Source organism: Streptosporangium sp. NPDC049078 (assembly GCF_040648855.1).
GTDB lineage: Bacteria > Actinomycetota > Actinomycetes > Streptosporangiales > Streptosporangiaceae > Streptosporangium.
Map to the genome: position 1 here is coordinate 189,655 of NZ_JBEZEL010000012.1, position 22,465 is coordinate 212,119.

The following is a 22,465-nucleotide window of genomic DNA, read 5'->3' on the forward strand; positions in this document are numbered from 1 at the left end:
CCGCATCGAGTGTCTTGTTTTCCAGGGACCGCCGGTAAGGGAATTCGGAGGTTCTGGGCGATGCCCGGCATCGATACCCTCGGACGCATGACTGATCGGCGCCTCATGCTCGTACACGCCCACCCGGACGACGAGACGATCGGCAGCGGAGCCACCATGGCCAGGTACGCCGCCGAGGGCGCGCACGTCACGCTGGTGACCTGCACGCTGGGGGAGGAGGGCGAGGTCATCCCCCCGGAGCTGGCCCACCTGACCGCCGACCGCGACGACACGCTGGGCGAGCATCGCGTCGGGGAGCTCGCCGCGGCCTGCGCGGCGCTCGGCGTCACCGACCACCGCTTCCTGGGCGGCCCCGGCCGCTGGAGGGACTCGGGCATGATGGGCGCCGCCTCCAACCACAGGGAGAACGCCTTCTGGGGGGCCGACCTGGACGAGGCGGCGGGCGAGCTCGCGAGGATCATCCGCGAGGTGCGGCCCCAGGTGCTCGTCACCTACGACGAGAACGGCTTCTACGGCCACCCCGACCACATCCAGGCCCACCGCGTCGCCTGGCGGGCCGTCGAGCTGGCCGCCGACCCGGGGTTCGGGGTGTTCTCGGGCTCCGTGACCCGCTCGGAGGGCGCTTCCGCGTCCGGGGAGGCCCCCGGTGGAGGGGGCGGCGAGGTGCCCGGCGAGAGGGCCGGTGGGGCGTCCGGTGGAGGGGGTGGAGTGGCGCTTGGTGAGAGGGCCGGTGGGGCGTCCGGAGAGGTGCTCGGCGGGGACGGGCCGTGGCGGGTCGCGAAGTTCTACCACACCGCCGTCCCCAGATCCGTGCTGTACAGGAGCGAGGAGGCGATGCGCGAGAGCGGCACCCCCTTTCTCGTCGAGCCGGTCGACGACCTGCCGTTCGGTTGCGCGGACGGGGACGTCACCACCGAGATCGACGCCCGCGCCCACATCGGCAGGAAGACCGAGGCGTTGCGGGCGCACGCCACCCAGATCAGCGTGAGCCCGCCCTGGTTCGCCCTGTCCAACGACGTCGGCCAGGAACTCCTCGGGGTCGAGCACTTCATCCTCCGCTCCGGTGTACGGGGTCCCGCGGGCCAGGGAGCGCCGATCGAAATGGGTGGGCTCGGCGAGCCGTACGACCGTGAGGACGATCTCTTCGCCGGGATCCACTAGCCTCGATGCTTGTGATGGAGCAGGTCCCGGCTGTGCGCGCGCCCTCGGAGACGGTTGTCGCCGTGGCGACGAACGCCGTGCTCTTCGTGCTCGGGCTGCTGCTGGGCGTTCTGGGAGGCTTCCAGCACTCCTGGTACATCAGGCCCGTCCCGGTCTCCGCCGTCGTCTGCCTCGCCCTGCTGTTCGCGATCCCCTACGGGGCCGGCCGGATGACGCACGGCAAGTCCGCGGCCGTGGCGTTCGTGGCGGGCTGGGCGCTGATCACCATGATCTGGATCTCCGGACGGCCGGAGGGCGACCTGGTCATCGCCAACGACCTGTCCGGTTACCTTTACCTCTACGGAGGGCTCGCGGCGGTCACGGTGGGGATCATGCTCTCGCCGTCGGCCATCCTGGGCGGGACGTGGCCGCCCACCTCGGACGGCTACCGCTCCGGTCCCGAGTCCGCGCCGATACCGCCGGATTCCCCGCCTCCGTCCGGTTTCCCGCCCGGTTCTCCGCCCTCGCCCGCGACGTCCGACCCGGGGATTCCGCCGGGCCCGGCTCGGTCCGGCTCGGCCGCCCCCGGCCCGGCCCGGTCCGGTGCTGCGCCGCCCGACTCGGTCGTACCCGGTTCCGTACAGCCCGACCGGACCGGGCCGGATCAGACCCCGCCCGGCCGGGTCCCTCCCGGCTCCCAGACCCCACCCGCACCACCGGGCACGTCCGCTCCCTGACGCGGCCCCCGCTCGGCGTCCCGGGGCGTCTGTCGCTCGCCGCCCCGATGGCGGACAATCCGGGTATGCGGCGGTTACATCGAGTACGGCGAACCCTCAACTACGTCAACCTGTCCACACCGCTGGGGCTGCTCCTGGCGCGCGTCGGCCGCGCCCAGGTGACGCCCGGGCCCGACGGGCTGCTCCTGGCGTACGGCTACCGCTTCGGGTTCCCGATCGCCTCGGCGTTCACCGTGGGGAACGTGGTGCTGACCAAGCACCCGGAGGGCTTTCTCACCGGCGCCCTGCTCAAGCATGAGGACCGGCACGCCTCCCAGTACATGTGCTGCGTGGGTCTGCCGATGCTCCCGCTCTACGTCGTCGCGGTGGTCGTCTCCATGATGATCTGCGGAAACCAGGCTTCGTGGAACCTTTTCGAGCGGCTGGCGAACCTGGAGGACGGCAACTACGTCCGAAGGTCGCCCTGGTGGCGTAACACCAGATCCCCACAAAAGGAATGAATCCCGCTGTGGGGGGATCTACAAGGGGTGAGCTGTCGATGACCGAAGGGGGCCGCCCATGTCACAGACCTCCCACCCAGCAACCGCCTCCCACCTGCCCGCGGAATTCGACGGCCTCGTCGCGGTGCCTCCGTGGCGTCCCGGATGGTCGGCCCGCTTCACCGCGCGACCGGCGCGAGCCCTCAGGAAACTGGGCCGCACCGCCGGCCGGGCGGTGCGGGATCGCCCCTCAGGACCGCGTACGGCCATCGCCGAGGCGGCATCCCGTTCCTCCGTGCTCTCCGCCCCCTCGACGGCCCCCGCGATGGCCTTCTCGACGGGAACCTCGACGGGGACGGAGTTCCCCGTACGGTCCGGGACCTCCGTGCGACCCGCGCCTCCCCTACCGCCCGCGCCGCCGAGGCGGCCGGAGCCCCTGCCGAGACGATCGTGGCCGGATGGCTTCAGGGACCGGCTGACCTCGCCGATCCCGACGTTCCAGGAGTTGCTGGCGGTCGCCTGGCACGGCACGCTCCGGCCCGACGTCGGGGACGCGGACCGCATCCCGGTCCACAGGAACGGGCTCCCACGGCTGACGGGGACCGAGGCGGTCGTCACCTGGGTGGGACACGCGACGTACGTGGTGCAGATCGGCGGGCTCACCATTCTCACGGATCCGGTCTGGGCGAGGAAGATCGTCGGTGTCCACCGGCCCCGCCTCACCCCGCCCGGCGTCGCGTGGGCGGACCTGCCCAGGATCGACGCCGTGGTGATCAGCCACAACCACTACGACCACCTGGACGCGTGGACGGTGCGGCGGTTGCCGCGCAACACGCCCGTCCTGGTACCGGCCGGGCTCAGGTCCTGGTTCACCCGGCGCGGATTCCGTGACGTCACCGAGCTCGACTGGTGGGAGAGCACCCGGGTGGGGGACGTCCGCTTCGACTTCGTCCCCGCCCACCACTGGAGCCGCCGGTCGATCTGGGACACCTGCAAGACCCTCTGGGGCGGCTGGGTGATCGCCTCCGACGACCAGACGATCTACTTCGCCGGGGACAGCGCGTACGGTGAGCGCTTCGCGCAGATCGGCGCCCGCTACCCGGACGGCATCGACCTGGCCCTGATGCCGGTGGGAGCGTTCGAGCCCCGCTGGTTCATGCAGGCCGCGCACGTCGATCCCGAACAGGCCGTGCGGGCGTGCCAGGACGTGGGGGCGCGCCGGATGGCGACCATGCACTGGGGCACGTTCGTCCTGTCGGGGGAGTCGTTCCTCGCGCCGGTGGAGGAGGCGAGGGTGGCGTGGGCGCAGGCCGGGCGGGACCGCGCCGACCTGTGGGACCTCGCCGTCGGCGAGTCCCGCGTCCTGACGCCCTGACAGCGGAGCCTCAAGGGCTGAGCGTCAGGGTGTGGGTGGCCGCCTTCTTGACGGCCTCCTGGCCGGCGAGCATGGGGGTGGTCTCGCCGCGCGCCCACAGTGGCGCCTGGTCCCAGTAGTTGTCGTGGAACGCGTGGCCGGAGGCGCCGGTCAGGTTGATCCATCGGGACTTGTCCGGGTTCGCCAGGTCCACCACCATCCGCATGGACGGCAGCCAGCTCACCGCGTAACCGTCCCGTACGTCCCACCCCGCGGCGTTGACCGCGTCGTCGCTGCCCGCGACCGGGAACGGACCCCGGTTGAACAGCCACTCGATCGGGCCGATCCCCGAGGTGCCGAAGGTCTGGTGGACGAGCTCCAGGGAGTGCAGGTCGCCCCAGCGCCAGTCCTTGACGTCCGGGCCGAGCAGGCCGTTCAGCTCGTCGTAGGCCCTCGCCATCGCCCGTCGCAGCATGTCGTCGCGGGTCTCGGCGCGCGGGGTGGTCGTGTCGTCCCAGAACGCCTCGTCCGGCTTGTCGAGCATGACCCGTACGACCTCGAACCAGCGGTCGCCGCCCTGGGGCCAGGCCCCCTCGGGGAGATCGTCGTTGAAGGTCTCGACGAGCAGGTGCCGCCAGACGGCGTTGAAGTACATCGCGGGAGCCGAGTCCGCGCCCTGCCCGTGGTCCCACTCGCGCAGCAGCTCGCGGGCGTCCTTGGCGGGCCCGGCCATCTCGACGTCGAGCAGCTTGGGCACCAGGAAGCGGGCGAAGCCGTTGTCGCTGTCCTGCTGCAGCGCGCTCATCGCCGCCACGCCCACCTTGCCGCCGTCCTTCAGCGCCTCGCGGAGGCGCTGAAGGATGCGCTGGGAGCGGTATCCGTACGCCCAGTCCTTGGTGAGGTTGTACGGATATCGGGCGGGGTCGATGACCGCGTTGTTGGCGGTCACGATGTAGCCCTCCGGCGGGTTGTAGAGGCTGGGCAGCTCGTTGAAGGGGATCGTCGACTGCCAGGCGTACTCACCGGTCCAGCCGGGCACCGGCCAGGTGCCGTCGCCGCGGGTCCGCACCGGGATCCGCCCGGGGGCCTGGTAGCCGATGTTGCCCTCGGTGTCGGCGTAGATCAGGTTCTGCGCGGGCACCTCGAACCTGCTCGCCGCCGCCCTGAACTGCTGCCAGTCCTGAGCGACGTTCAGTTCGAAGATCGCGTCGGCGGTCCTGCCCGGCTCCAGGGCGGTCCACTTGAGCGCGACCGCGTCGCCTTTCTCCTCGAAGACCGCGTCCATGCCGGGCAGCGTGTCCTTCGCGCTCTCCAGGACGTCCGAGATGATCGGCCCGTGCATGGTGTCGCGCACCGTGAGCCGTACGTCCTCGCCCCCGGCCACCTTGATCGTCTCGGTCCTGGTGGTCATCGGCTTCCACTCGCCCATGAGCAGGTACGAATCGTCCTTGATCCGCTCCAGGTAGAGGTCGGCGACGTCCGGGCCGAGGTTGGTGAAGCCCCATGCGATCTTGTCGTTGCGGCCGATGACCACGCCGGGCACGCCGGAGAAGGTGAATCCGGTGACGTCGAACGGGCACTCGGGGCTCTTGACGCGGCAGTGCAGCCCGGCTTGATACCAGACCGAGGGCATGCCCGGCCCCAGGTGGGGGTCGTTGGCGAGGATCGGTTTGCCCGACTCGGTGTGCTCGCCGCCGACCACCCAGGAGTTCGAGCCGATGCCCCTGCCGCCCGCCGGGTCGCCCATCAGGCTCGGCACCGCGCGGATGGCCTCGGCGGCCCGGGTGAGCGCCCCGGTGGCGGGCGCCACCCCTGACGGCTCGGGCTCGGACGTCTTCGGCTCCTCGTCCTGGCGGAACCCGCGCTCGCCGACCGAGCCCCGGGTGACGATCGGCTGGTTGGTCTTGTACGGGTAGTCGGGCCAGAGTTGCTCCACCCGGCCGCGCGGCAGCTTGCTCGCCGCGAGCGCCCGGCCGATCTCGTCGGTCATGTTGGAGCGCAGGTCCCAGGCCATCGCCTTGAGCCAGGCGAGCGAGTCGGCCGGGGTCCACGGCTCGGGCCGGTAGTCCGGGCTGGTCGCCCGCAGCAGCACGTACTCCAGGCTCTTGTCGGCGAAGCCGTCGTTCCGCTTCATCCAGGCGTTCACCCCGCCCGCGTAGGCGTCCAGGTAGCGCCGGGTCCGCTCGTCGAGCAGGGGGAGTTCCTTCTCGGCCACCTTCCGCCAGCCCATGGTCCTGATGACCCTGTCCTCGGTGAGCGTCGCCGAGCCGAACATCTCCGAGAGCCGTCCCGCGGTGACGTGGCGGCGGAAGTCCATCTCGAAGAAGCGGTCCTGGGCGTGGACGTAGCCCTGGGAGAGAAAGAGATCTTCTGGGGAGTCTGCGTATATGTGCGGGATACCCGTCTTATCGCGATATACGGTGACTTTTCCCTTCAAGCCGTCCACCTTGAGCTCGCCTTCGAGCTGTGGGAAGGAGGCTCGCACGCTCCATACGCCCGCTCCGGCGAGCAACAGCCCGAGCACCAGAAGAACGGTGAGCACCCGCGCCAGCCACGTGAGCGGTCGGGGCATCCAGGCGTACGGGCGGAACCTCACAAAAACCTCCTAGGCGACATGCTTCCGCAAGTGTGGCACCACCCCCATGGGGTCGGCACCGACGTCAGGGCGAAGATGCGCGTATGAGACTTTTGCTACCGACCTGGTCAACACCCACGGCACGGTGGCCGCGAGCCGTCTGACCCGGTTCCGCTCGTACGACCCGAGCCCTCAGCGGCGGGCCGGGACGCCGGTCAGATCGGGCCGATCCCCCAGTGGTGGACGGCGCGGTCGCCGGGGGCGAGCCGGATCACGTCCTCACCGCTGCGGAAGGCGTTCGGCGGGCAGGTCATCGGCTCCACCGCGAGCCCCAGGCGGCGGTGACCTTCCGGCAGGGTGTCACCGGTGTAGAGCTGGAGCCACTCGATCCCCTCGCCCGCCCACAGCTCGACCCCGGTCCCGTCGGGGGCCGCCAGCGTGACCCGCACCCGGCCGTCGGCGCCGCGCTCCAGACCGGTGAACGCGGTGTCGAGCTCCGTCCCACCGATCGGGCGGGGAACCCTGAAGTCGTACTCGGTGCCCTCGACGTCGTGGCGGCCGGTGGGGATCTTCCGCTCGTCCACCGCGATCCACTGAGCCGCGGGAAGCTCCAGGAGGGCCTCGTCAAGAGCGCAGAGGGTGCCGAGGGAGAGGTAGGGGTGGGCTCCGAAGCCGTACGGCGCGTCGATGGCGCCGACGTTCTCCACGCTCACTTCGACCTCCAGACCGGCCGCGCTCAGCGCGTACCGGACGGAGAGGTCAAGGACGTGCGGGTAGCCGAGCTGGGGGAACAGCCGCATCCCCAGCCGGATCGAGCTGTCGTCGTGGAAGAGGACAGTCCAGGGGAACGACCGGGAGAAGCCGTGGATCGCGTTGCCGGTCTTGGGCTCGCTCAGTGCGAGCTGCCGCTCCTCGCCGTCGAACGTGTAGCGGCCGTCCTCGACCCTGTTCGGCCAGGGAAGCAGCGGCAGCCCCGCCCCGCCGAGCGGGGGCTCGTCCTCGGGAAAATCGACGACGAGCGGGCGGTCGTCCAGGGTGAGACTCCGTAGTCCTGCTCCGAGTTCGGTGACGACGGCCCGGAAACCGCCGTCCGAGATGGTGTGTTGGGCCCCTGTGGGCGCGATGTTTTTCACCCCGTAATTCAACACCTACGCCCTCGCTCTCGGTTCACGACCGTACTCGGGAAGGCGCACGCCATAACCGAGTCCTCGGCCCCCGGCGGGTGGACGGGGAGTACGTCTCCCGGATGGCACGAGCAGCCTTCGCGTGATGGGTCCGGTAAAACACCAATTACGCGGTCTGGTCGGCCGGGGGCCGGGACCGGCATCGCGGTCTCTCTCACCGATGAGGCGGCGGGCCGACGACCGGAGGGATTCCCCGGGGAGGCGCTCCGTCCTCCCAGCCTCCTCCTGGAGTTTCGTGCGGGCGCTGTGCGTATCGTGCGGGAGACGAGACTGACTTACCCGCCGCCGCTAGCATGGGGCGCATGGGAAGGCTCTGATGCTTACAAGACTGGAAGTCGACGGATTCAAGAACCTCCTGGATTTCGGGGTGGATCTTGGTCCTTTCACGTGCATCGCAGGTGTCAACGGCACAGGTAAGTCAAATATTTTCGATGTGATTCAATTTCTTAGTCTCCTAGCGGACAGATCTCTGCTCGAAGCCGCCCAAGAGGTCCGTGGGGTGCATGGGGAGCGCCTGGGCGATCCCCGCGACCTGTTCTGGAACGGATACTCCGGAGCTCATCACACGATGCGATTCGCAGCGGAGATGATTGTTCCAGGCGAAGTCGAGGACGATTTCGGGCGACCGGCCAGACCTGCGATCACCTTCCTTCGCTACGAACTGGAGCTCGGATATGTTCCTCCCACAGGAATAGAAAAGATTGGACGGCTCGGCCTGCTCGCGGAAAACCTTCGACACATCAAGCTGGGGGATGCGCCCGACAAGCTTCGCTTCAAGCACAATGCCGGTCAGTTTCGTAAAGCGGTACTGCACGGACGTCGGGCCGGTACCGCATTCATCTCGACCACGCAAGATGCCGACGGTCAGCCGATCATCAGCATCCATCAGGATGGCGGAAGCAGGGGTCAACCAAAGCCCGCTGCCGCATCCAGAGCTCCCGCAACGGTCGTGAGTACGGTCACCAGCAGCGATGATCCCACTGTTTTAGCCGCTCGAAGAGAAATGCAGTCCTGGCGTCGGTTGGCTCTTGAGCCCTCCGCGCTTCGGACAGCGGATCGTTACGTTGATACACGTCAAATGGATCCGACAGGACGTCATCTCGCGGCAACTCTTTTTCGTATAGCTTACGAGGATGGTGATCCAGAGCGTATCTACGCAAGAGTCGCGGGGCGACTGGCTGACTTATCGGGCGTTAATGTCAGAAAGCTTCAGGTCGAACAGGACGACGTCCGGGAACTCTTTACGGTGCAGCTTGTCGAGTCCGGAGGGCTTGCCCTTCCCGCCAGAAGTCTGTCCGAAGGAACCCTTAGGTTTCTCGCCCTCTGTGTCCTTCTCGAAGATCCTTCGGTTGAAGGCCTTCTGTGTATGGAGGAGCCCGAGAACGGCATACATCCGGCCAATCTAAACGCGATGGTCCGCCTAGTCGAGGATTTGGCGGTCGATGCCCAAGAGGCGCCGGGCCCGGACAATCCATTCCGTCAGGTCATTGTGAACACTCATTCACCTGCGGTCGTCCAACTCGTGGACCCTCAAGATCTTCTTTTTGCGGAGACGGATATTCGACGGGCGCCTGACGGAACGATGACGAACGCACTCCAGCTACGTCCCCTTGCGGGGTGTTGGCGTGACGACGAGAACGCAAGAGGCGGGGCGGTCACCAAGGCCGACATCCTTCCCTACCTAACGACCCCACCCGGAGCTCAGCTTACCTTGGAGATCGTGTGAGCCTGCGCATCTTGTTCCTTGGCGAAGGAACCAGTGACAGTGGTATCACGACTCATGTCAGGCGTATAGCAAGCGAACATGGATTTATGGTGGTCGTTACGGATCCGCTGATGGAAAGGCTCCCTCAAGCCCGTCAAAGAACGGTCAAATCCAAGCTGGAAATGATCAAGGAGATCGGCGGAGACTACGAGCTTATAATAATTCATCGCGACGCCGACAGGGAAAGCAGGGAGTCTCGGCTGCGCGAAATCCGACTGGCCGTCGAAGCGGTTGTGCCGAACACTCCTTTCATGGGCGCCATCCCGATTCGCATGACCGAGGCATGGCTCATGCTGGATGAGTACAACATCAGGCAGGTTTCCGGAAACCCGAACGGTCGAATGAATCTCGGGCTTCCGAAAGCGAGATCCGTCGAGGAGATCCCGGATCCCAAAGCCATGCTCGCCGAAAAACTCGCTCTCGCTTCAGGGCTGTCCGGAAGAAGGCTGGAAAAGTTCAAGAAGCGTTTCCCGGAGCATCGTCGTCAACTTTTAGATCGCATCGACCCGCTGGGACCCATCTGTGAGGTCTCTTCGTGGAAAGAATTCAACGAGGACCTCTTGTTCGGCCTGCAAAAAGCAGCCGATCTGAACGGCGCCGGTTTTTGATCTGGATCGGCGCTTCTCTCATCGAGAGTCTCAGGTACCGCCTTCGTGTCGCAGCACGGGTCGATCTGGTCGTGGAGGTCGCTGTTCCCGGTGCGGTCAATGGCGGTACGCCACTCGGCGACGGCAAGGAGGATCGGAGCGGAACCGCTCCGGTCCTCGGCGTCGTGGAACGATCTCACTCATGATCGGGACGCTGCCGGCCCCGGAGCGGAACGGCCGTCAGGACCAGGTCTGGCCCCCGGGGGTGTCGACGACCTTCACACCGAGGGCGGCGAGCTCGTCGCGGAGGAGGTCGGAGGCGGCCCAGTCCTTGGCGTCGCGGGCTCGCGAGCGCCGATCGAGCAGTTCGGCGGCGCCTTCCGGCAGGGGCTTCGGCCTGACCGCTTTGCCGATGTCGAGGGAGAGGTCCAGGGCGAGGATCTGGTCGAGGTGCAGGAACGCCTCGAAGCGCGAACCGGGGGAGATCGAGCCGTCGCGCTCCAGCTCGCGCATGAGCCGCAGCGCGAGCGGAGTGTCGAGGTCGTCGTCGAAGGCGGCCTCGATCCTGGAGACCCGGTCGGCGGGCATCGGGCCGCTCGGCGACTCCGACCACTCGGCCACCTGGCCGCGCCAGCGGCGCAGGGTCTTGTCGGCGGCCCGCAGGGTGTCCCAGGTGAGGTTCATCTGCTGGCGGTGGCGGTGCTCAAGCAGCGCGAGCCGTACGGCCAGCGGGTCGAGACCGGCGTCGGCCACGTCCTTGAGCAGGACGACGTTGCCGGTGGACTTCGACATCTTGCGCCCGTCGAAGAGCAGGTGCTCGCCGTGCACCCAGTGCCGCACCACCTCGTGCCCGGCGGTGGCGTCGGACTGGGCGCGCTCGTCGTCGTGGTGCGGGAAGCGCAGGTCGATGCCGCCGGTGTGCAGGTCGATGTTCTCGCCGAGGAAGCGCAGCGACATGGCCGAGCACTCGATGTGCCAGCCGGGGAAGCCGCGGCCCCACGGGGTCTCCCAGGTCAGCCCCTGCTCGGAGGGCTTCCACAGCGCCCAGTCGGCGTGGAAGCGCTTGCGCGGGTCGACGGCCTCGATCCGGTGGCCCGGCCTCAGCTGGTCGAGCCGGTTGCCGGAGATCTCTCCGTACGTCGGGAAGGAGGCGGCGTCGAAGAAGACCGATCCGTCGGGGGTCGCGTACGCGTGCCCCTTCTCGATCAGCTTGGCGATCATCTCGATCATCAGGTCGATCGACTCGCTCGCCCGGGGCGAGTGCTCGGGCGGGCGGATGTTCAGCGCGGTCGTGTCCGCCACGAAGGCGTCCTCGTAGAAGCGCGCGACCTCAAGGACGCTCCGCCCCTCGGCCCTGGCCTGGGCGAGCACCTTGTCCTCGCCGGAGGGGTCGATCTCGGTGTCGTCCACCAGGTGCCCGACGTCGGTGATGTTGCGGCAGGCCACCACCCGGACCTTCTGCCGCTCGCTGACCCGCCTGATCAGGTCCGCGAGCAGGTACGAGCGGAGGTTGCCCACGTGGGCCGACCTGTAGACGGTCGGGCCGCAGGTGTACATCCGCAGGGAACGGCTCCCCTCGGGGACGATCCGCTCGACCCGGCGATTCCGTGTGTCATACAGGCGCAGCATGTGTCGAGCCTACGCAACGATCGCGCCCGATCCCACGGCGCGTGAGCCGCCCCGGGCGCGACCGGAGCCGGGACGGGCGCAGCCGCACCCACTCTCTGGGCGCGTGGCCGCGCCCGTACCGGGGGGTACGGCGAGATCACCCTTCGAGGAAGGCGAGGATCTCGCGGTCGCCCCGGTCGCGCAGGCGGGTGATCACCTCTTCGCGGGTGCAGCCCTCCGACAGGCCGATGCGGGCGCCGATCAGGCGGATGCCCTCCGCCTCTGAGGCCACCGGCGCCGTGTAGCCGATCAGGTGCAGCGCCCGGTTCAGGGCGGGCAGGGTCGGCGAGGCGGCGGGCAGGTAGCGGGTGAGCAGCTCGCCGCCGTCGGAGACCGTGAGGAAGACGTGGTCGCCCTCGGAGGCGTTGGCGGCGATCAGGACGGGACGGATGGAGCCCATCGTCGGCTGGTTGTGCCAGCTGATCACCACGTCGCCCGAGGGGGTGGCGGCGGTGAGCTGGCCGCCGGGGGCCATGCCCAGGTGCGCGGCGAAACCGGTCGGCAGCGGCGAGCCCGAGCCGCGCAGGTGCTCGGCGTTCACGTCCACCCGGTGCCACCAGCGCCCGTCGCGGCTGCGGAAGCAGCGCCGGGTCTCGGAGACGTCCCTGCGCGGCTGGTAGTCGGCCTGCTCGGCTCCGGCGACCCTGATCCACCCGCGCTGCGTACGCTCGAAGCCGGGCCCGCCCGCGTACGCGCGGACCGAGCTCTCGCTCACGTCGTAGCGTTCGGTGAGGTTGGTGACGATCGTGTTGACCGACGCCTCGCCGTTGGCCCGCTCGATCTCCCGGACGATCATCTCCCGGATGCCCAGATACTGCTCGCCGCCCCAGCGCGCGAGCCCGTACTTGTTCCGGTCGACCCGCAGGAAACGGTCGTCGGCGGTGAGCTGGTTGCGGATGCCGACGAGGCTGTAGTCCTCGCCGATGCGTTCCTGGATCTCCTCGGGGGTGAGGGGGCCGCCCGCCACCGCGAGCACGGCCTCGGCCTTGTCGTTGACGCTGCGCGGCCAGGGCACCACGTGGTTCTCCAGCACGCGCAGCTGGGGCACCGCGATGAGCCAGCGCTCGGCGACGTCCTCGCGGATGCCGAGCTGGCTGGCGAGCGTCACGGCCTCGTCCATCGGGCGGGGCCCGTCGGTGAACAGCTGCCGGGTCTTCTCCCTGAGCTCGTCGGCGCCTCCGGCGACCAGCCAGCCGTCCACCTGCTCGTAGCCGGTGAGCAGGGTCCGTACGAACCGCCAGGAGGGGATGCCCAGGGTGGCGAGTTCGGTGCGGTGCCAGGGGACGGCGGCGGCGAGGTCGTCGGCGGGTACGGCGGAGCCCAGCCGGCCCCGCAGCCACGACACGTGGGCGATGAGCGGCGCCGCGTCCTCCTTGGCGAGCCAGGCCTCGACGTGGTCGCGCAGGTCGCGTTCGATCTGCCGGATGCGCTCCCTGGTGACCGAGAACCGCTGGGCCAGGTCGTCGAGGGTGGCCCGCTGGGAGGCGTACAGCCGGTCCCTGGCGATGGCCCGCTGCCGCTCGTCCAGAGTGGCGAAGACCTCGTCGATCAGCTCGGGCAGCGGCCGGTCGGGCCGGGAGGGGCGCATCCTGGTGACGCTCTCCTCGGTGACCGGTTCGAGGAGCCGTTCCAGCACCCCGGTGAACAGCTTGTGCACCACCTCGCGGCCGAGTCCTTCCGGCGTGCGGGCGCTCGCGGCGGGGTCGGCGAACCTGAGCAGGGGGAGGACGTCACCGAGCATCAGGTGGCCCCAGCACGCCAGGGCGAGGTCGGCCAGGCGGCCGGCCACCTCGGACGTCCCGATGGTCGAGCAGGCGGTGTCGAGCGGGAGCGCCTGCCACCACGCCTCGGGGAGGCGGGGGTCGGTCGCGATCGGCGCCACCTGGCCGGGAGAGGTCCAGCGCAGAGGTGGCGCGATGTCGCTCAAACTGAGGTTCATTGAGGTCCAACCGGCAAAGGGGAATATATCCGCAGTTCAGACTATGTGGTCAGGTAGGAAGGAATGGACTTGCCCGTCCGTAATGAGAAACGTAAAGGAGTTCCCTGGCCCGGGTGCAGGCCACATACAGCAGGCCGCGTTCCCGCTGGAGGTCGTGTGCCCTCGCGGCGGGGTCCTCGCCGATCGGGGTGAGGGAGTCGAGGTCGGGGACGATCCCCTCGGTCACGCCGATCACCGCGACCCGGCGGAACTCCAGTCCCTTCATGCCGTGCAGCGTCGTCACCCGTACCCCCAGATCACGCAGAGCGGCCCGCGCGTCACGCACGAGGCCGGCGGTCCTGGCGGCCACCGCTATCTCCTCGGGCGTCACACCCTCATTCACCCACTGTCCCACCTGTGCCACCAGACCCGTCAGTTCGTCCTGCGGTGAATCGTAGGCGCGGACCATCGGCCGGAGCCCGTGCCGGGTGCCCCTGAAGCCGTAAAGCTCCTGCACACCCTTGACGAGCCCGTCGGCGGGACCGCCCCCGCGTAATCGGACTCCCCAGGACAGGATCTCCCGTGGGAGCCGGTACGACACTCGCAGACGCTGCTGGATCGCGTCGATTCCCACGGCGCCGAGCGTCACCCGCGTGTCGAAGATGCGCTGGTGCGGGTCGCCCACGATGAACAGGTCGTCGCGGGCGTGCGGCACCGCCGCCCGCAGCAACCGCCACTGCGCCGGGTGGAGATCCTGCGCCTCGTCCACGATGATGTGCCGGTACGGCTCCCGCGCGGGCTCCGCCTCCTCCAGCAGATCCCCAGTCGTCTGGCCGAGCAGCACCGACGCCTCGGAGGCGAGCTGCAGCAGGGTCCGCTTGCCGCGTGCCCGCAACTGCTCGGTGACGTGCTCGACGGCCCTCCACACGGAGGCGCGCTCCTCACCGGACAGCTCGACGCTGCGGCCGGAGCGGGGGGCCGCCAGATACTCGTCCAGGGTCCGCAGGTTCTGCGCCAGGACCACCTGCTCCCACTCGCGCAGCAGGAACGCCGGGCTGTGACCGGTCTCGGTCTCCTCCCAGAGCGCGGTCAGCTCGGCGGCGCCGATCAGCGAGGGCGGGCGCCCCTCGGCCTCGGCGACGACGCGGTGGGCGAGCCGGTCCACGTTGCCGACCTCGATCCGCTTGCGGACCACCTCGTCCTCGATCAGCAGGTCGAGCCTGGTCGCGAGCTCGGCGCTCAGCCCCTGGGAGAAGGTGACGAGCAGGATCTGCCCGCTCGCGCGCCTGGCCAGGTAGGCGGCCCTGTGCAGGGCGACGAGCGTCTTGCCGGTGCCCGCGCCTCCGGTGACCAGCGTCGGCTGCTGGTAGGACTCCCAGTACGCGAGCCGGTGCTGCGGCGGGTGCAGGAACACGCACCAGCCGGGCGCGTCGAGCACGCGGTTCAGCTCGCGCGGATCGTCGACGAAGACGGCGCGGTCGGGGCTGCGCACGAGCGCGGCGCCGAAGTCCTCGGGATTGATCGGCTCGGGGCCCGCGGCGACGGCGCGGCAGTTCTCCAGCTCCCGCCACGCCCCGGCCATCGACTCGCCCCTGGCGAGCGCCGCCAGCGGCTCGTACTGCGTCGGGGGCAGCAGCGGCTCCAGCGCCTCCAGGGTGAGCTGGTCGGTGATCTGCCTGACTAGCGGCAGGAAACGGCCGTCGACCCCCAGTTCGGCCAGGTCGCTGTCGCAGATGTCGACGAACAGCCGCGTCGCGGACGCCTCTGCCGCCCGGCGCACCGCGGGCCGCACCCGGTCCAGCGCCTCGGCGTCCCACATCTCGACCACGCCCAGCGCCGTGTTCACGCCGAACCGGTAGCGCTGCGCGTACGCCCACGCCTCCGCGTCCGGCAGCACGGTGAGCAGCCAGTACACGTCCCGCTGCTTGACCACGACGCCCCGGTACCGCTCGGCCAGCCACAGGGTGGCCACCCGGGGGTCCCTCGCCCCCCTGACCCGCTCGGGGTGCGGGGCGCCCGCGACGTTCTGAAGGAACCTGCGCGTCGAGACCACGACGTCCCTGCGCACCGGCTGGGCCAGGGCGCCGAGTTCGACGGGGAAGTCGGGGGAGATGGCGAGGCGGGGCATGGGTCAGGCCAACAGGGACAGGAGATCGCGGTCCCCGCGTTCTCGAAGCCTGGTGAGGAGTTCAGGGAAGCCCACGGGGCCCGTCATGCCGACCCGGGTGGCGATGACCCGCCTCGCCTGCTCGGGAGTGCCGCCGGCCGCGGTGTAGCCGACCAGCCGCAGCGCCCGCGCCGTCGTCTCCACCTCCTCGCCCGCGAGCGGCAGGTGCCTGGCCCGCAGGACCCCCTCGTCGGACAGGGTGAGAAACAGGTGACTGCCCTCCTTGGCGCCCACGTCCTCCAGGAGCGTCCTGAGCGACTCCAGCACGGGCCTGTCGTGCCAGCTGAGTACCAGTTCGCCGACCGCGCTGCTGACCGTGCGGCCCTCGCCCGGCGACATCCCGAGGTAGGCGGCGAACCCGCTGGGCAGCGGGCACTCGGCGCCCCCTAGGTGTTCTTCGGTGACGTCGATCCTGAGCCACCAGCGGCCGTCCGGCTGCCGGAAACAGCGCCTGGTGAGCGAGACGTCCTTCAGCGGGCGGAACGGGGCCTTCCTCGGCGGCTCGCCGGTCTCACCGACCTCGCTGCCGGGCTTCTCCACGATGAGGGCCGGGGCGCCGCCGGAACGCTGGGGAGGCCGCTCGCCCGCGCCGAGGATGCGGAGCTGCGGGACGTTCTCCAGCCACTCCTTGGACACCTCGGGGTGAATGCCCAGCGAGGAGACCATGTCGAGGGCCTTGTTGATCGTGAGCGGCGGCTTGGCGCCGCTGATCATGTCGCGGGTACGATGGCGCAGCTCGGTGATGTCGCCCTCCACCAGCCACTCGTCGACCAGGTGGTAGCCGGGGAGGGTGGCCATCACGAACTGCCAGGCCGGTACGTCCAGGGAGTGCAGTTCCCCGGTGTGCCACTCGGCCGCGTTGATCAGACGCTCCCTCGGCGCGGCCTTGCCGAGGACCCTCTTCACCCCCTCCAGGTGCTCCCGGTACGGGGCGGCCTCGTCGGAGGCGACCCACTCGGCGAGTTCCCGGCGCAGATCGGCCTCGATCTCGCCGATGACCTCGGGAGACACCGCGAAGAGTTTGGCCAGCGCCTCCACGGTCGCCGGGGCGTCGCTGAACAACCTGTTCTGCGCCACCGCCCAGCGCTTGTCCTCCACGTTGGCGAAGACGCCGTCCAGCAGCGCGTGCAGGTTCTTCCGCACCGGCCGGGCCTCGTCGCCGTCGTCGCGGCCCTCGTCGCCACCCTCGTCACGCCTGTCGGCCTCGCCGCTCTCCGCGACCGGATCGGGGGCGTCGGGGAGTGCGCGGGCGTCCTCGGAGTCGTCCTCGTGGGCGTCTTCTGCGCTTGTCTCAGCTGTCTCGGCGGCGGGCTCCACGTCCGGCTCGGAGGTTTCCGCGGCTCCGGCTTCCGTAGATCCGGCTCCTGCAGCTCCGGCTTCCACGGCCTCGACTTCCGAGGGTTCAGCCTCGATTTCCGCAGGTCCGTCCCCGGTTTCCGCGGCCCCGGTTTCCACGGCCTCGACTCCCGAGGGTTCGGCCTCCGTTTCCGCAGGTCTGTCCCCGGTTTCCGCGGCTTCGACGTCCGCGGGTTCGGCCCCGGTTTCCACTGGACCGGCCCCCGCTGGACCGGCCCCCGCGGGTTCGGCCCCGGTTTCCAGGAACCCGGCTCCGGTTTCCGCAGGTCCGGCTCCGGAGGCGGGCTCCGCCTCCCCGGGAGCGGGCGCGAACCGGTCCTCCGGCACGAACGCGCTCGCCCCCTCCCACGGGAAGGCGCCCTCCCGCTGGAAGGTGCTCGCAGACGGGCTCTTCCTCGTCGAGGCGGGCTGGAAGAGCGATCCGGGGGCCTCGTCGGGGCGGCGGGCGTCGGTTACCGGTGGCTCCCGGCGGGCCTTGCGCTTCGGCAACACCATCGGCTGCACGGGGGCCTCGGACTCCGGCGTGGGAACGTTCTCGGCCTCTTCCGGCACGGTCTGCGCGCGGAGGTCCGCCACGACGGGCGGGCCGTCCGGCGCCCGGAGCCTTCCGGCGACGGATCCACTCGCGACGGACCCGCTCTCGGCTCCCTCGCCCGCGAGGGCTCCACGCGTGGCGGCACCGTCCGCGACGAGCCCGTCAGCGGCCCCGGCCGCCCTGGAGGACGCGACCCCGGAGGACGCGGCCGCGTGCGCCGGCGGGATCGCGTGGGCGGGGACCGCCAGACGCGTGAAGACCGCCGTGAACAGGACGTGCAGCAGGGGGACCGGCTGGATGAACGGCTGGTCGCGCAGGTCGTGGCCGGTCAGCGCGAGAAGGCCTGACCAGGACCCGGCGCGGTCGAGGGCGATGGCCGTGGAGGGCTCGTCGGCCTCGTCCGGGTCCAGGACGTGCAGGGCGGGGAGCACGTCACCCAGGGCGGCGGCGGGCCAGTGGTTCAGGACGATCGAGGCGAGGATGTCGGCGAGCCTCTCCGGGCCCAGCACGGCGAGCACGCGGGCCATCGGCAGGCTCCGCCACCAAGCGTCCGGTAGGTCGGGCTGTTCGCGCAGAAGTGGGATCGTGGCCGCGTCGCTCCAGCGCAGCGGCGGCACGAGGTCACTCAGACAGAAGTTCATCCGTTCCCTTCACCAGCCCCTCAAGCCGCCCGAGTCACCCCATGTGGCCGGGGAACGAGACTCATGGAACAGACCATAGTCTGGCAAATTACCTCGGCGCATTGGGTGAGTTCAGCGGCGTACGGCCGCGAACCGCAGTCTCACGTAGTCGGCCATCCAGCCGCTCTCCCGCCGCAGAGCGGGTGCGGCCAGCTCGTTCACCCGCCGGAGCAGCGGGTCGACCATCTCCGCGGGCACCTCCTTGAGCAGCGAGCCGGCGAACATCCGCACCCAGTCGGCCGCCCCGCCGGGGCACTCGTCGAGCGGGGTCGGCCGGTCGAAGTATTCCAGCAGGCGGACGGTGAAGCCCCCCTTCTCCAGCCGCGTGGCGTATTCGGCGGGGGTGGGGAAGTACCAGGGCAGGCCGGGCTCGGGCAGCCCGTACTCCCGCCAGGCGGTGGACAGTGCCGCCGTCAGCGCGGCGCAGTTGCCCGCGCCGCCCATCTCGGCCACGAACCGCCCGCCGGGCGTGAGGGCCTCGCGGACCCTGCTGATCACCGCGTCCGGTTCCTGGCCCATCCAGTGCAGGGCGGCGTTGGAGAAGACCGCGTCGTAGGGCTTGGCCACCGTGAAGCTTCGGCCGTCGCCGACGACGAAGTCCAGCCCGGGATGCTGCGCCTGGGCCTTCTCGATCATCGCCTGCGATCCGTCGATCCCCAGGACGTAGGCGCCCCGGGAGGTGATCTCGGCCGCGAGCATTCCCGTGCCGCAGCCGAGATCCACGATGCGCTCCCCGGGCTGCGGGTCGAGGAGGTCGACCAGGGGGGCGCCGTGCGCCGAGACGTACCCGAAGCTGTTGTCGTAGGAGCGAGCGTTCCACCTCATCAAGCTCGGGGTGTCGTATCGCAAGACGATCAGCTCACATTCTGAGACGCGAAGCCTCTTATCGGTACTCTCCAGACACTTTAGAGCCTCTGGGAAGTCGCGACATATCAGCCTCAGCAGCCTCAGGGCTATCTCACCTTGTCGGCCCACTCGCGCTGGAGATAGGCCCTCGCCGTGTCGATCTCCGGGATGGTGAGGACCACCGGCCTCGCGTTGGTGGCGGGGAGTTTCGCGGCCAGTTCCTGATCGAGGGTGCCGCGCATCTGGAGGGCCTCCATCCTCGCGGGCCTGGCGTAACCCTTCAGGAACAGGTTCTGCCCCTTGTCGGAGAACAGGAACTCCTGCCAGAGCCTGGCCGCGGCCGGGTGCGGGGCCCGCTTGTTGATGGCCTGCACGTAGTACGCGCCGAGCACGGCGTCGCCGGGAATCATCACCTTCCACGTCTTGTCGGCGGCGGCCCGCTCGGTGTTGTTGTAGTCCCAGTCGACGAGGACCGAGGCCGCCTTGGGGGTGGCCGCGAGGTTGCCCGCCTTCTTGAGGCGGTGGAAGAACTCCACGCCCCGCTCCGCCCGCGCCTCGCCGCCCCGCAGGGAGGTCGCCATCACCCCGCTGAAGGCCGCGGAGACCTCTCGGGGGTCGCCGGGCAGCGCGACGCTGTGGCGCGGCTTGAGCAGGTCGGAGAAGGACGCGGGGGCCGTGACCCTGGTCGGGTCGTAGCCGATGGACATGTAGCCGCCGTACCCGGCGTACCAGAAGCCCCTGTGGTCCTTCAGGCGGTCGGGGATGTCCTGCCAGCCCTGGACCCGGTACGGGGCGAAACGAGCGGCGTTGGCCGCGGCGACGTCCATGCTCAGGTCGAACACGTCCGGTTTGAGGTCGTCCGCGGCCGCGATCTCCCGTGCGCTTCCGGCGTCGGGCTCCAACTGGTGCACCTTGATCCCGTACTCCTCGGAGAAGGTGTCGATGATCTCGCCGTAGTTCACCCAGTCGCGCGGCAGCGCGATCACCGTGAGTGCCCCCTCCTGCCTGGCGGCCTCCACGAGGCGCTCCATCGTCGAGAAGCCCTCCTTGAGGGAGGCGGCCTGCACGTTGAGAGGCGGGAATTGGACGTTCTGAGGAGCCGGGGCGCCACATCCGGCGATCGTGGCCGTGAGGATCACGGCGGCTGCGGCGCTGGTACGTACGGTCACGAGCGGAATGCTCTCCGCTGTCATTCCCCTGGTCGAGCAGGCGCGACGCTTCTTAGCGAACGGCTTACACGTGTCTTGGCGAGCGGCTTACCCACCGGGCGCCCATCCTGACCGGCCAAGGGTTCCGAGAGTCCCGGCGAGACTCCGGTGAGGTCTGTGGCTTACCCGCGGGGCGCCCGTCCTGACCGGTCGGCGGCTCCGAGCGTCCCGGCGAGGCTCCGGTGGAATCCCCCGAGGTCCCCGGAAGTCCCCTGGAGTCCTTCGGAGTCTCTGTGCCGCCGTTCACGCGCCGGTGCGAGGCCCCCGGGGCCGTGGAGACTCGGGAACGACCTTCGCCGCGGCGAGCGTCTCCTCGGCGATCTCCACCAGGACGCCGTTCCGCCTGCGCACACCGAGCACGCCGTCCCGCCAGAACTCCAACTCGCCGACCGCGTCGCGAAATCCCTCGGGGACCCTTCTCCGAGTGGTGACTCTTTTGCCCACGTCGGAAGGGGTTATGGTGATGCTCAGGCGAGCGCTGACATGAAAGGCCACCGGCTTTTGCCCCCTCCCGTTTCAGAGACGCGGCGGGCACGGCAATACTAGGGCTTAGCAACTCGCGGTCGAAGTCGTGCCTAGGTGCGTAAAGAAGAAGGAGCCCGAGGTGACCTACGTCATCGCGCAGCCTTGCGTGGACGTCCTGGACAAGGCGTGCATCGAGGAGTGCCCTGTCGATTGCATCTACGAGGGTGAGCGGATGCTCTACATCCACCCCGACGAATGCGTCGACTGCGGCGCGTGCGAACCGGTGTGCCCGGTGGAGGCCATCTTCTACGAGGACGACCTTCCCGAGCAGTGGAAGGACTTCTACAAGGCGAACGTGGACTTCTTCGAGGACCTGGGGTCGCCCGGCGGCGCCTCCAAGGTCGGCAAGATCGAGAAGGACCACCCGGTCGTCGCGGCCCTGCCCCCGCAGGCCGAGAGCCACTAGAAGCCGGTGTCCGAGGGGGCGGCCGCGACGGCCGTCCCCTCGCACCGCCGTCGCCGGACCCCGTTCCGGCGAATCCACCGCCATCGCCGGACCCTGTTCCGGTGAATCGCACCGCCGTCGCCGGACGCCGTTCCGGCGAAATCCCTCGCCACGTCATCGGCGGGCCCAGTTCCAGTGAAAGACGACGGCTGATCACCATGAACGCCACTCCCGACCGGTCAGCGGCTTCGAGCGTCCCGGCGAGGCTCCGATGAACGGTCTGCCGGACTTCCCGTGGGACCGGCTCACGCCGCTGAAGGAGCTCGCGGCGTCGCATCCGGACGGGATCGTCGACCTGTCGGTGGGCACGCCCGTCGACCCGGTGCCCGCCATCGTGCGGCAGGCTCTCGCGGACGCCTCCGACAGTCCCGGATACCCGCTGACGTACGGCACCGAGCGCCTCCGCTCGGCCGCCGCCGGGTGGCTGCGACGCAGGCACGGCGTGATCCTCGACCAGGCGAACGTGCTGCCGCTGATCGGTTCCAAGGAGTTCGTGGCCTGGCTGCCGACGCTGCTCGGTGTCGGCCCGGGGCAGCGGGTGATCCTGCCCGAGCTCGCCTACCCCACCTACGACGTGGGAGCGCGGCTCGCGGGCGCCGAGCCGTACGCCACCGACGGGCTGCTCGCGCTCGGTCCCGAGCGGGTGCCGCTGGTCTGGGTGAACTCCCCGTCCAACCCGACCGGCAGGGTGCTGCCCGCCGAGCACCTGCGCAAGGTCGTCTCGTGGGCGCGTGAGCACGGCGCGGTCGTGGCCTCCGACGAGTGCTACATCGAGCTGGGCTGGGAGGAGCGGCCGGTCTCGATCCTGCACCCGGACGTCTGCGGCGGCTCGCACGAGGGCCTGCTCGCGGTGCACTCGCTGTCCAAGCGCTCCAACCTGGCCGGTTACCGGGCCGGGTTCGTCGCGGGAGACCCCGCGCTGGTCAAGCGGCTGCTGGAGATACGCAAGCACGCCGGCATGATCATGCCGGCGCCGGTCCAGGCGGCGATGGCCGTGGCCCTGGACGACGACGAGCACGCCGAGGAGCAGCGGGCCCGCTACGCCGCCCGTCGTGCGGCGCTCCGCCCCGCCCTGGAGGCGGCCGGCTGGAAGATCGAGCACTCCACCGCGGGCCTGTACCTGTGGGCGTCCAACGGAGCCGGCTGCTGGGAGCAGGTCCGCGCGCTGGCCGGGAAGGGAATCCTGGTCGCGCCCGGCGACTTCTACGGGACCGCGGGCGAGAGGCACATCAGGATCGCCGTGACGGCCGACGACGAACGCGTCGCTGCGGCGGTGCGGCGCCTCCAGTAGGATCG

17 protein-coding genes are annotated in these 22,465 nt (G+C 69.7%); 8 read left to right on the forward strand and 9 right to left on the reverse strand.

Translation table 11 applies throughout. The annotated features are described in order from the left end of the window. Nucleotides 1–87: 87 nt before the first annotated feature. The 4 genes from mshB (at nucleotide 88) to AB0B90_RS22005 (ending at nucleotide 3,731) form a co-directional block, all read left to right on the forward strand. Nucleotides 88–1,161: an N-acetyl-1-D-myo-inositol-2-amino-2-deoxy-alpha-D-glucopyranoside deacetylase gene (mshB, locus tag AB0B90_RS21990; RefSeq protein ID WP_362924359.1), complete on the forward strand. Its 1,074-nt coding sequence runs from the start codon at nucleotides 88–90 to the stop codon at nucleotides 1,159–1,161. A 5-nt stretch (nucleotides 1,162–1,166) separates the two neighbouring features. Further along, complete coding sequence (locus tag AB0B90_RS21995) at nucleotides 1,167–1,877, forward strand: DUF6113 family protein (RefSeq protein WP_362924361.1); 711 nt, start codon at nucleotides 1,167–1,169, stop codon at nucleotides 1,875–1,877. Between the two features lie 65 nt (nucleotides 1,878–1,942). Beyond that, a complete protein-coding gene (locus AB0B90_RS22000; protein ID WP_350947928.1) occupies nucleotides 1,943–2,377 on the forward strand; it encodes a hypothetical protein in 435 nt (144 codons plus the stop codon). A gap of 58 nt (nucleotides 2,378–2,435) precedes the next feature. Continuing rightward, on the forward strand, nucleotides 2,436–3,731 hold the full coding sequence (locus tag AB0B90_RS22005; protein ID WP_362924363.1) for an MBL fold metallo-hydrolase: 1,296 nt from the start codon (nucleotides 2,436–2,438) through the stop codon (nucleotides 3,729–3,731). Nucleotides 3,732–3,741: 10 nt separating this feature from the next. Here the strand turns inward: AB0B90_RS22005 and AB0B90_RS22010 are convergent, their stop codons facing one another. Together AB0B90_RS22010 and AB0B90_RS22015 are read right to left on the reverse strand one after the other, a co-directional pair. Further along, complete coding sequence (locus AB0B90_RS22010; protein ID WP_362924466.1) at nucleotides 3,742–6,282, reverse strand: penicillin acylase family protein; 2,541 nt, start codon at nucleotides 6,280–6,282, stop codon at nucleotides 3,742–3,744. Nucleotides 6,283–6,500: 218 nt separating this feature from the next. After that, the gene (locus AB0B90_RS22015; RefSeq protein WP_362924365.1) at nucleotides 6,501–7,418 is read right to left on the reverse strand and encodes an aldose 1-epimerase family protein; all 918 of its coding nucleotides are present in this window, start codon (nucleotides 7,416–7,418) and stop codon (nucleotides 6,501–6,503) included. Between the two features lie 367 nt (nucleotides 7,419–7,785). On the opposite strand from AB0B90_RS22015, the gene AB0B90_RS22020 reads away from it, so the two are divergent. Next, entirely contained in the window at nucleotides 7,786–9,195 is a 1,410-nt protein-coding gene (locus AB0B90_RS22020; protein WP_350947925.1) for an AAA family ATPase, read from the forward strand. Beyond that, complete coding sequence (locus AB0B90_RS22025; RefSeq protein ID WP_350947924.1) at nucleotides 9,192–9,842, forward strand: hypothetical protein; 651 nt, start codon at nucleotides 9,192–9,194, stop codon at nucleotides 9,840–9,842. Before AB0B90_RS22020 ends, AB0B90_RS22025 begins: the two co-directional genes overlap by 4 nt. A 219-nt stretch (nucleotides 9,843–10,061) precedes the next feature. Here the strand turns inward: AB0B90_RS22025 and cysS are convergent, their stop codons facing one another. The 7 genes from cysS to AB0B90_RS22060 all read right to left on the reverse strand — a co-directional run bounded on the left by cysS (nucleotide 10,062) and on the right by AB0B90_RS22060 (nucleotide 20,643). After that, nucleotides 10,062–11,450 carry a cysteine--tRNA ligase gene (gene cysS, locus AB0B90_RS22030; RefSeq protein ID WP_362924368.1) on the reverse strand — a complete coding sequence of 463 codons (1,389 nt, stop codon included), beginning with the start codon at nucleotides 11,448–11,450 and terminating at the stop codon, nucleotides 10,062–10,064. Between the two features lie 136 nt (nucleotides 11,451–11,586). Continuing rightward, entirely contained in the window at nucleotides 11,587–13,416 is a 1,830-nt protein-coding gene (locus AB0B90_RS22035; protein ID WP_350947922.1) for a sigma factor-like helix-turn-helix DNA-binding protein, read from the reverse strand. 61 nt (nucleotides 13,417–13,477) lie between these two features. Further along, the gene (locus AB0B90_RS22040; protein ID WP_362924371.1) at nucleotides 13,478–15,535 is read right to left on the reverse strand and encodes a UvrD-helicase domain-containing protein; all 2,058 of its coding nucleotides are present in this window, start codon (nucleotides 15,533–15,535) and stop codon (nucleotides 13,478–13,480) included. A 3-nt stretch (nucleotides 15,536–15,538) separates the two neighbouring features. Further along, a complete protein-coding gene (locus tag AB0B90_RS22045) occupies nucleotides 15,539–18,106 on the reverse strand; it encodes a hypothetical protein (RefSeq protein ID WP_362924373.1) in 2,568 nt (855 codons plus the stop codon). Between the two features lie 111 nt (nucleotides 18,107–18,217). Then, nucleotides 18,218–18,970, reverse strand: coding sequence for a methyltransferase domain-containing protein (locus tag AB0B90_RS22050; protein WP_362924375.1), 753 nt, complete (start codon nucleotides 18,968–18,970; stop codon nucleotides 18,218–18,220). A 128-nt stretch (nucleotides 18,971–19,098) separates the two neighbouring features. Further along, nucleotides 19,099–20,160 (reverse strand): ABC transporter substrate-binding protein, encoded by a 1,062-nt coding sequence (locus tag AB0B90_RS22055; protein ID WP_350947918.1) that lies wholly within the window; start codon nucleotides 20,158–20,160, stop codon nucleotides 19,099–19,101. A gap of 282 nt (nucleotides 20,161–20,442) precedes the next feature. Next, the gene (locus AB0B90_RS22060) at nucleotides 20,443–20,643 is read right to left on the reverse strand and encodes a hypothetical protein (protein WP_350947917.1); all 201 of its coding nucleotides are present in this window, start codon (nucleotides 20,641–20,643) and stop codon (nucleotides 20,443–20,445) included. Nucleotides 20,644–20,803: 160 nt separating this feature from the next. Between AB0B90_RS22060 and fdxA the strand changes: the two genes are divergently transcribed. Both fdxA and dapC read left to right on the forward strand, forming a co-directional pair. Continuing rightward, nucleotides 20,804–21,130, forward strand: coding sequence for a ferredoxin (gene fdxA, locus AB0B90_RS22065; protein WP_344902423.1), 327 nt, complete (start codon nucleotides 20,804–20,806; stop codon nucleotides 21,128–21,130). 250 nt (nucleotides 21,131–21,380) lie between these two features. Then, nucleotides 21,381–22,460, forward strand: coding sequence for a succinyldiaminopimelate transaminase (gene dapC, locus AB0B90_RS22070; RefSeq protein WP_350947916.1), 1,080 nt, complete (start codon nucleotides 21,381–21,383; stop codon nucleotides 22,458–22,460). Nucleotides 22,461–22,465: the final 5 nt, after the last annotated feature.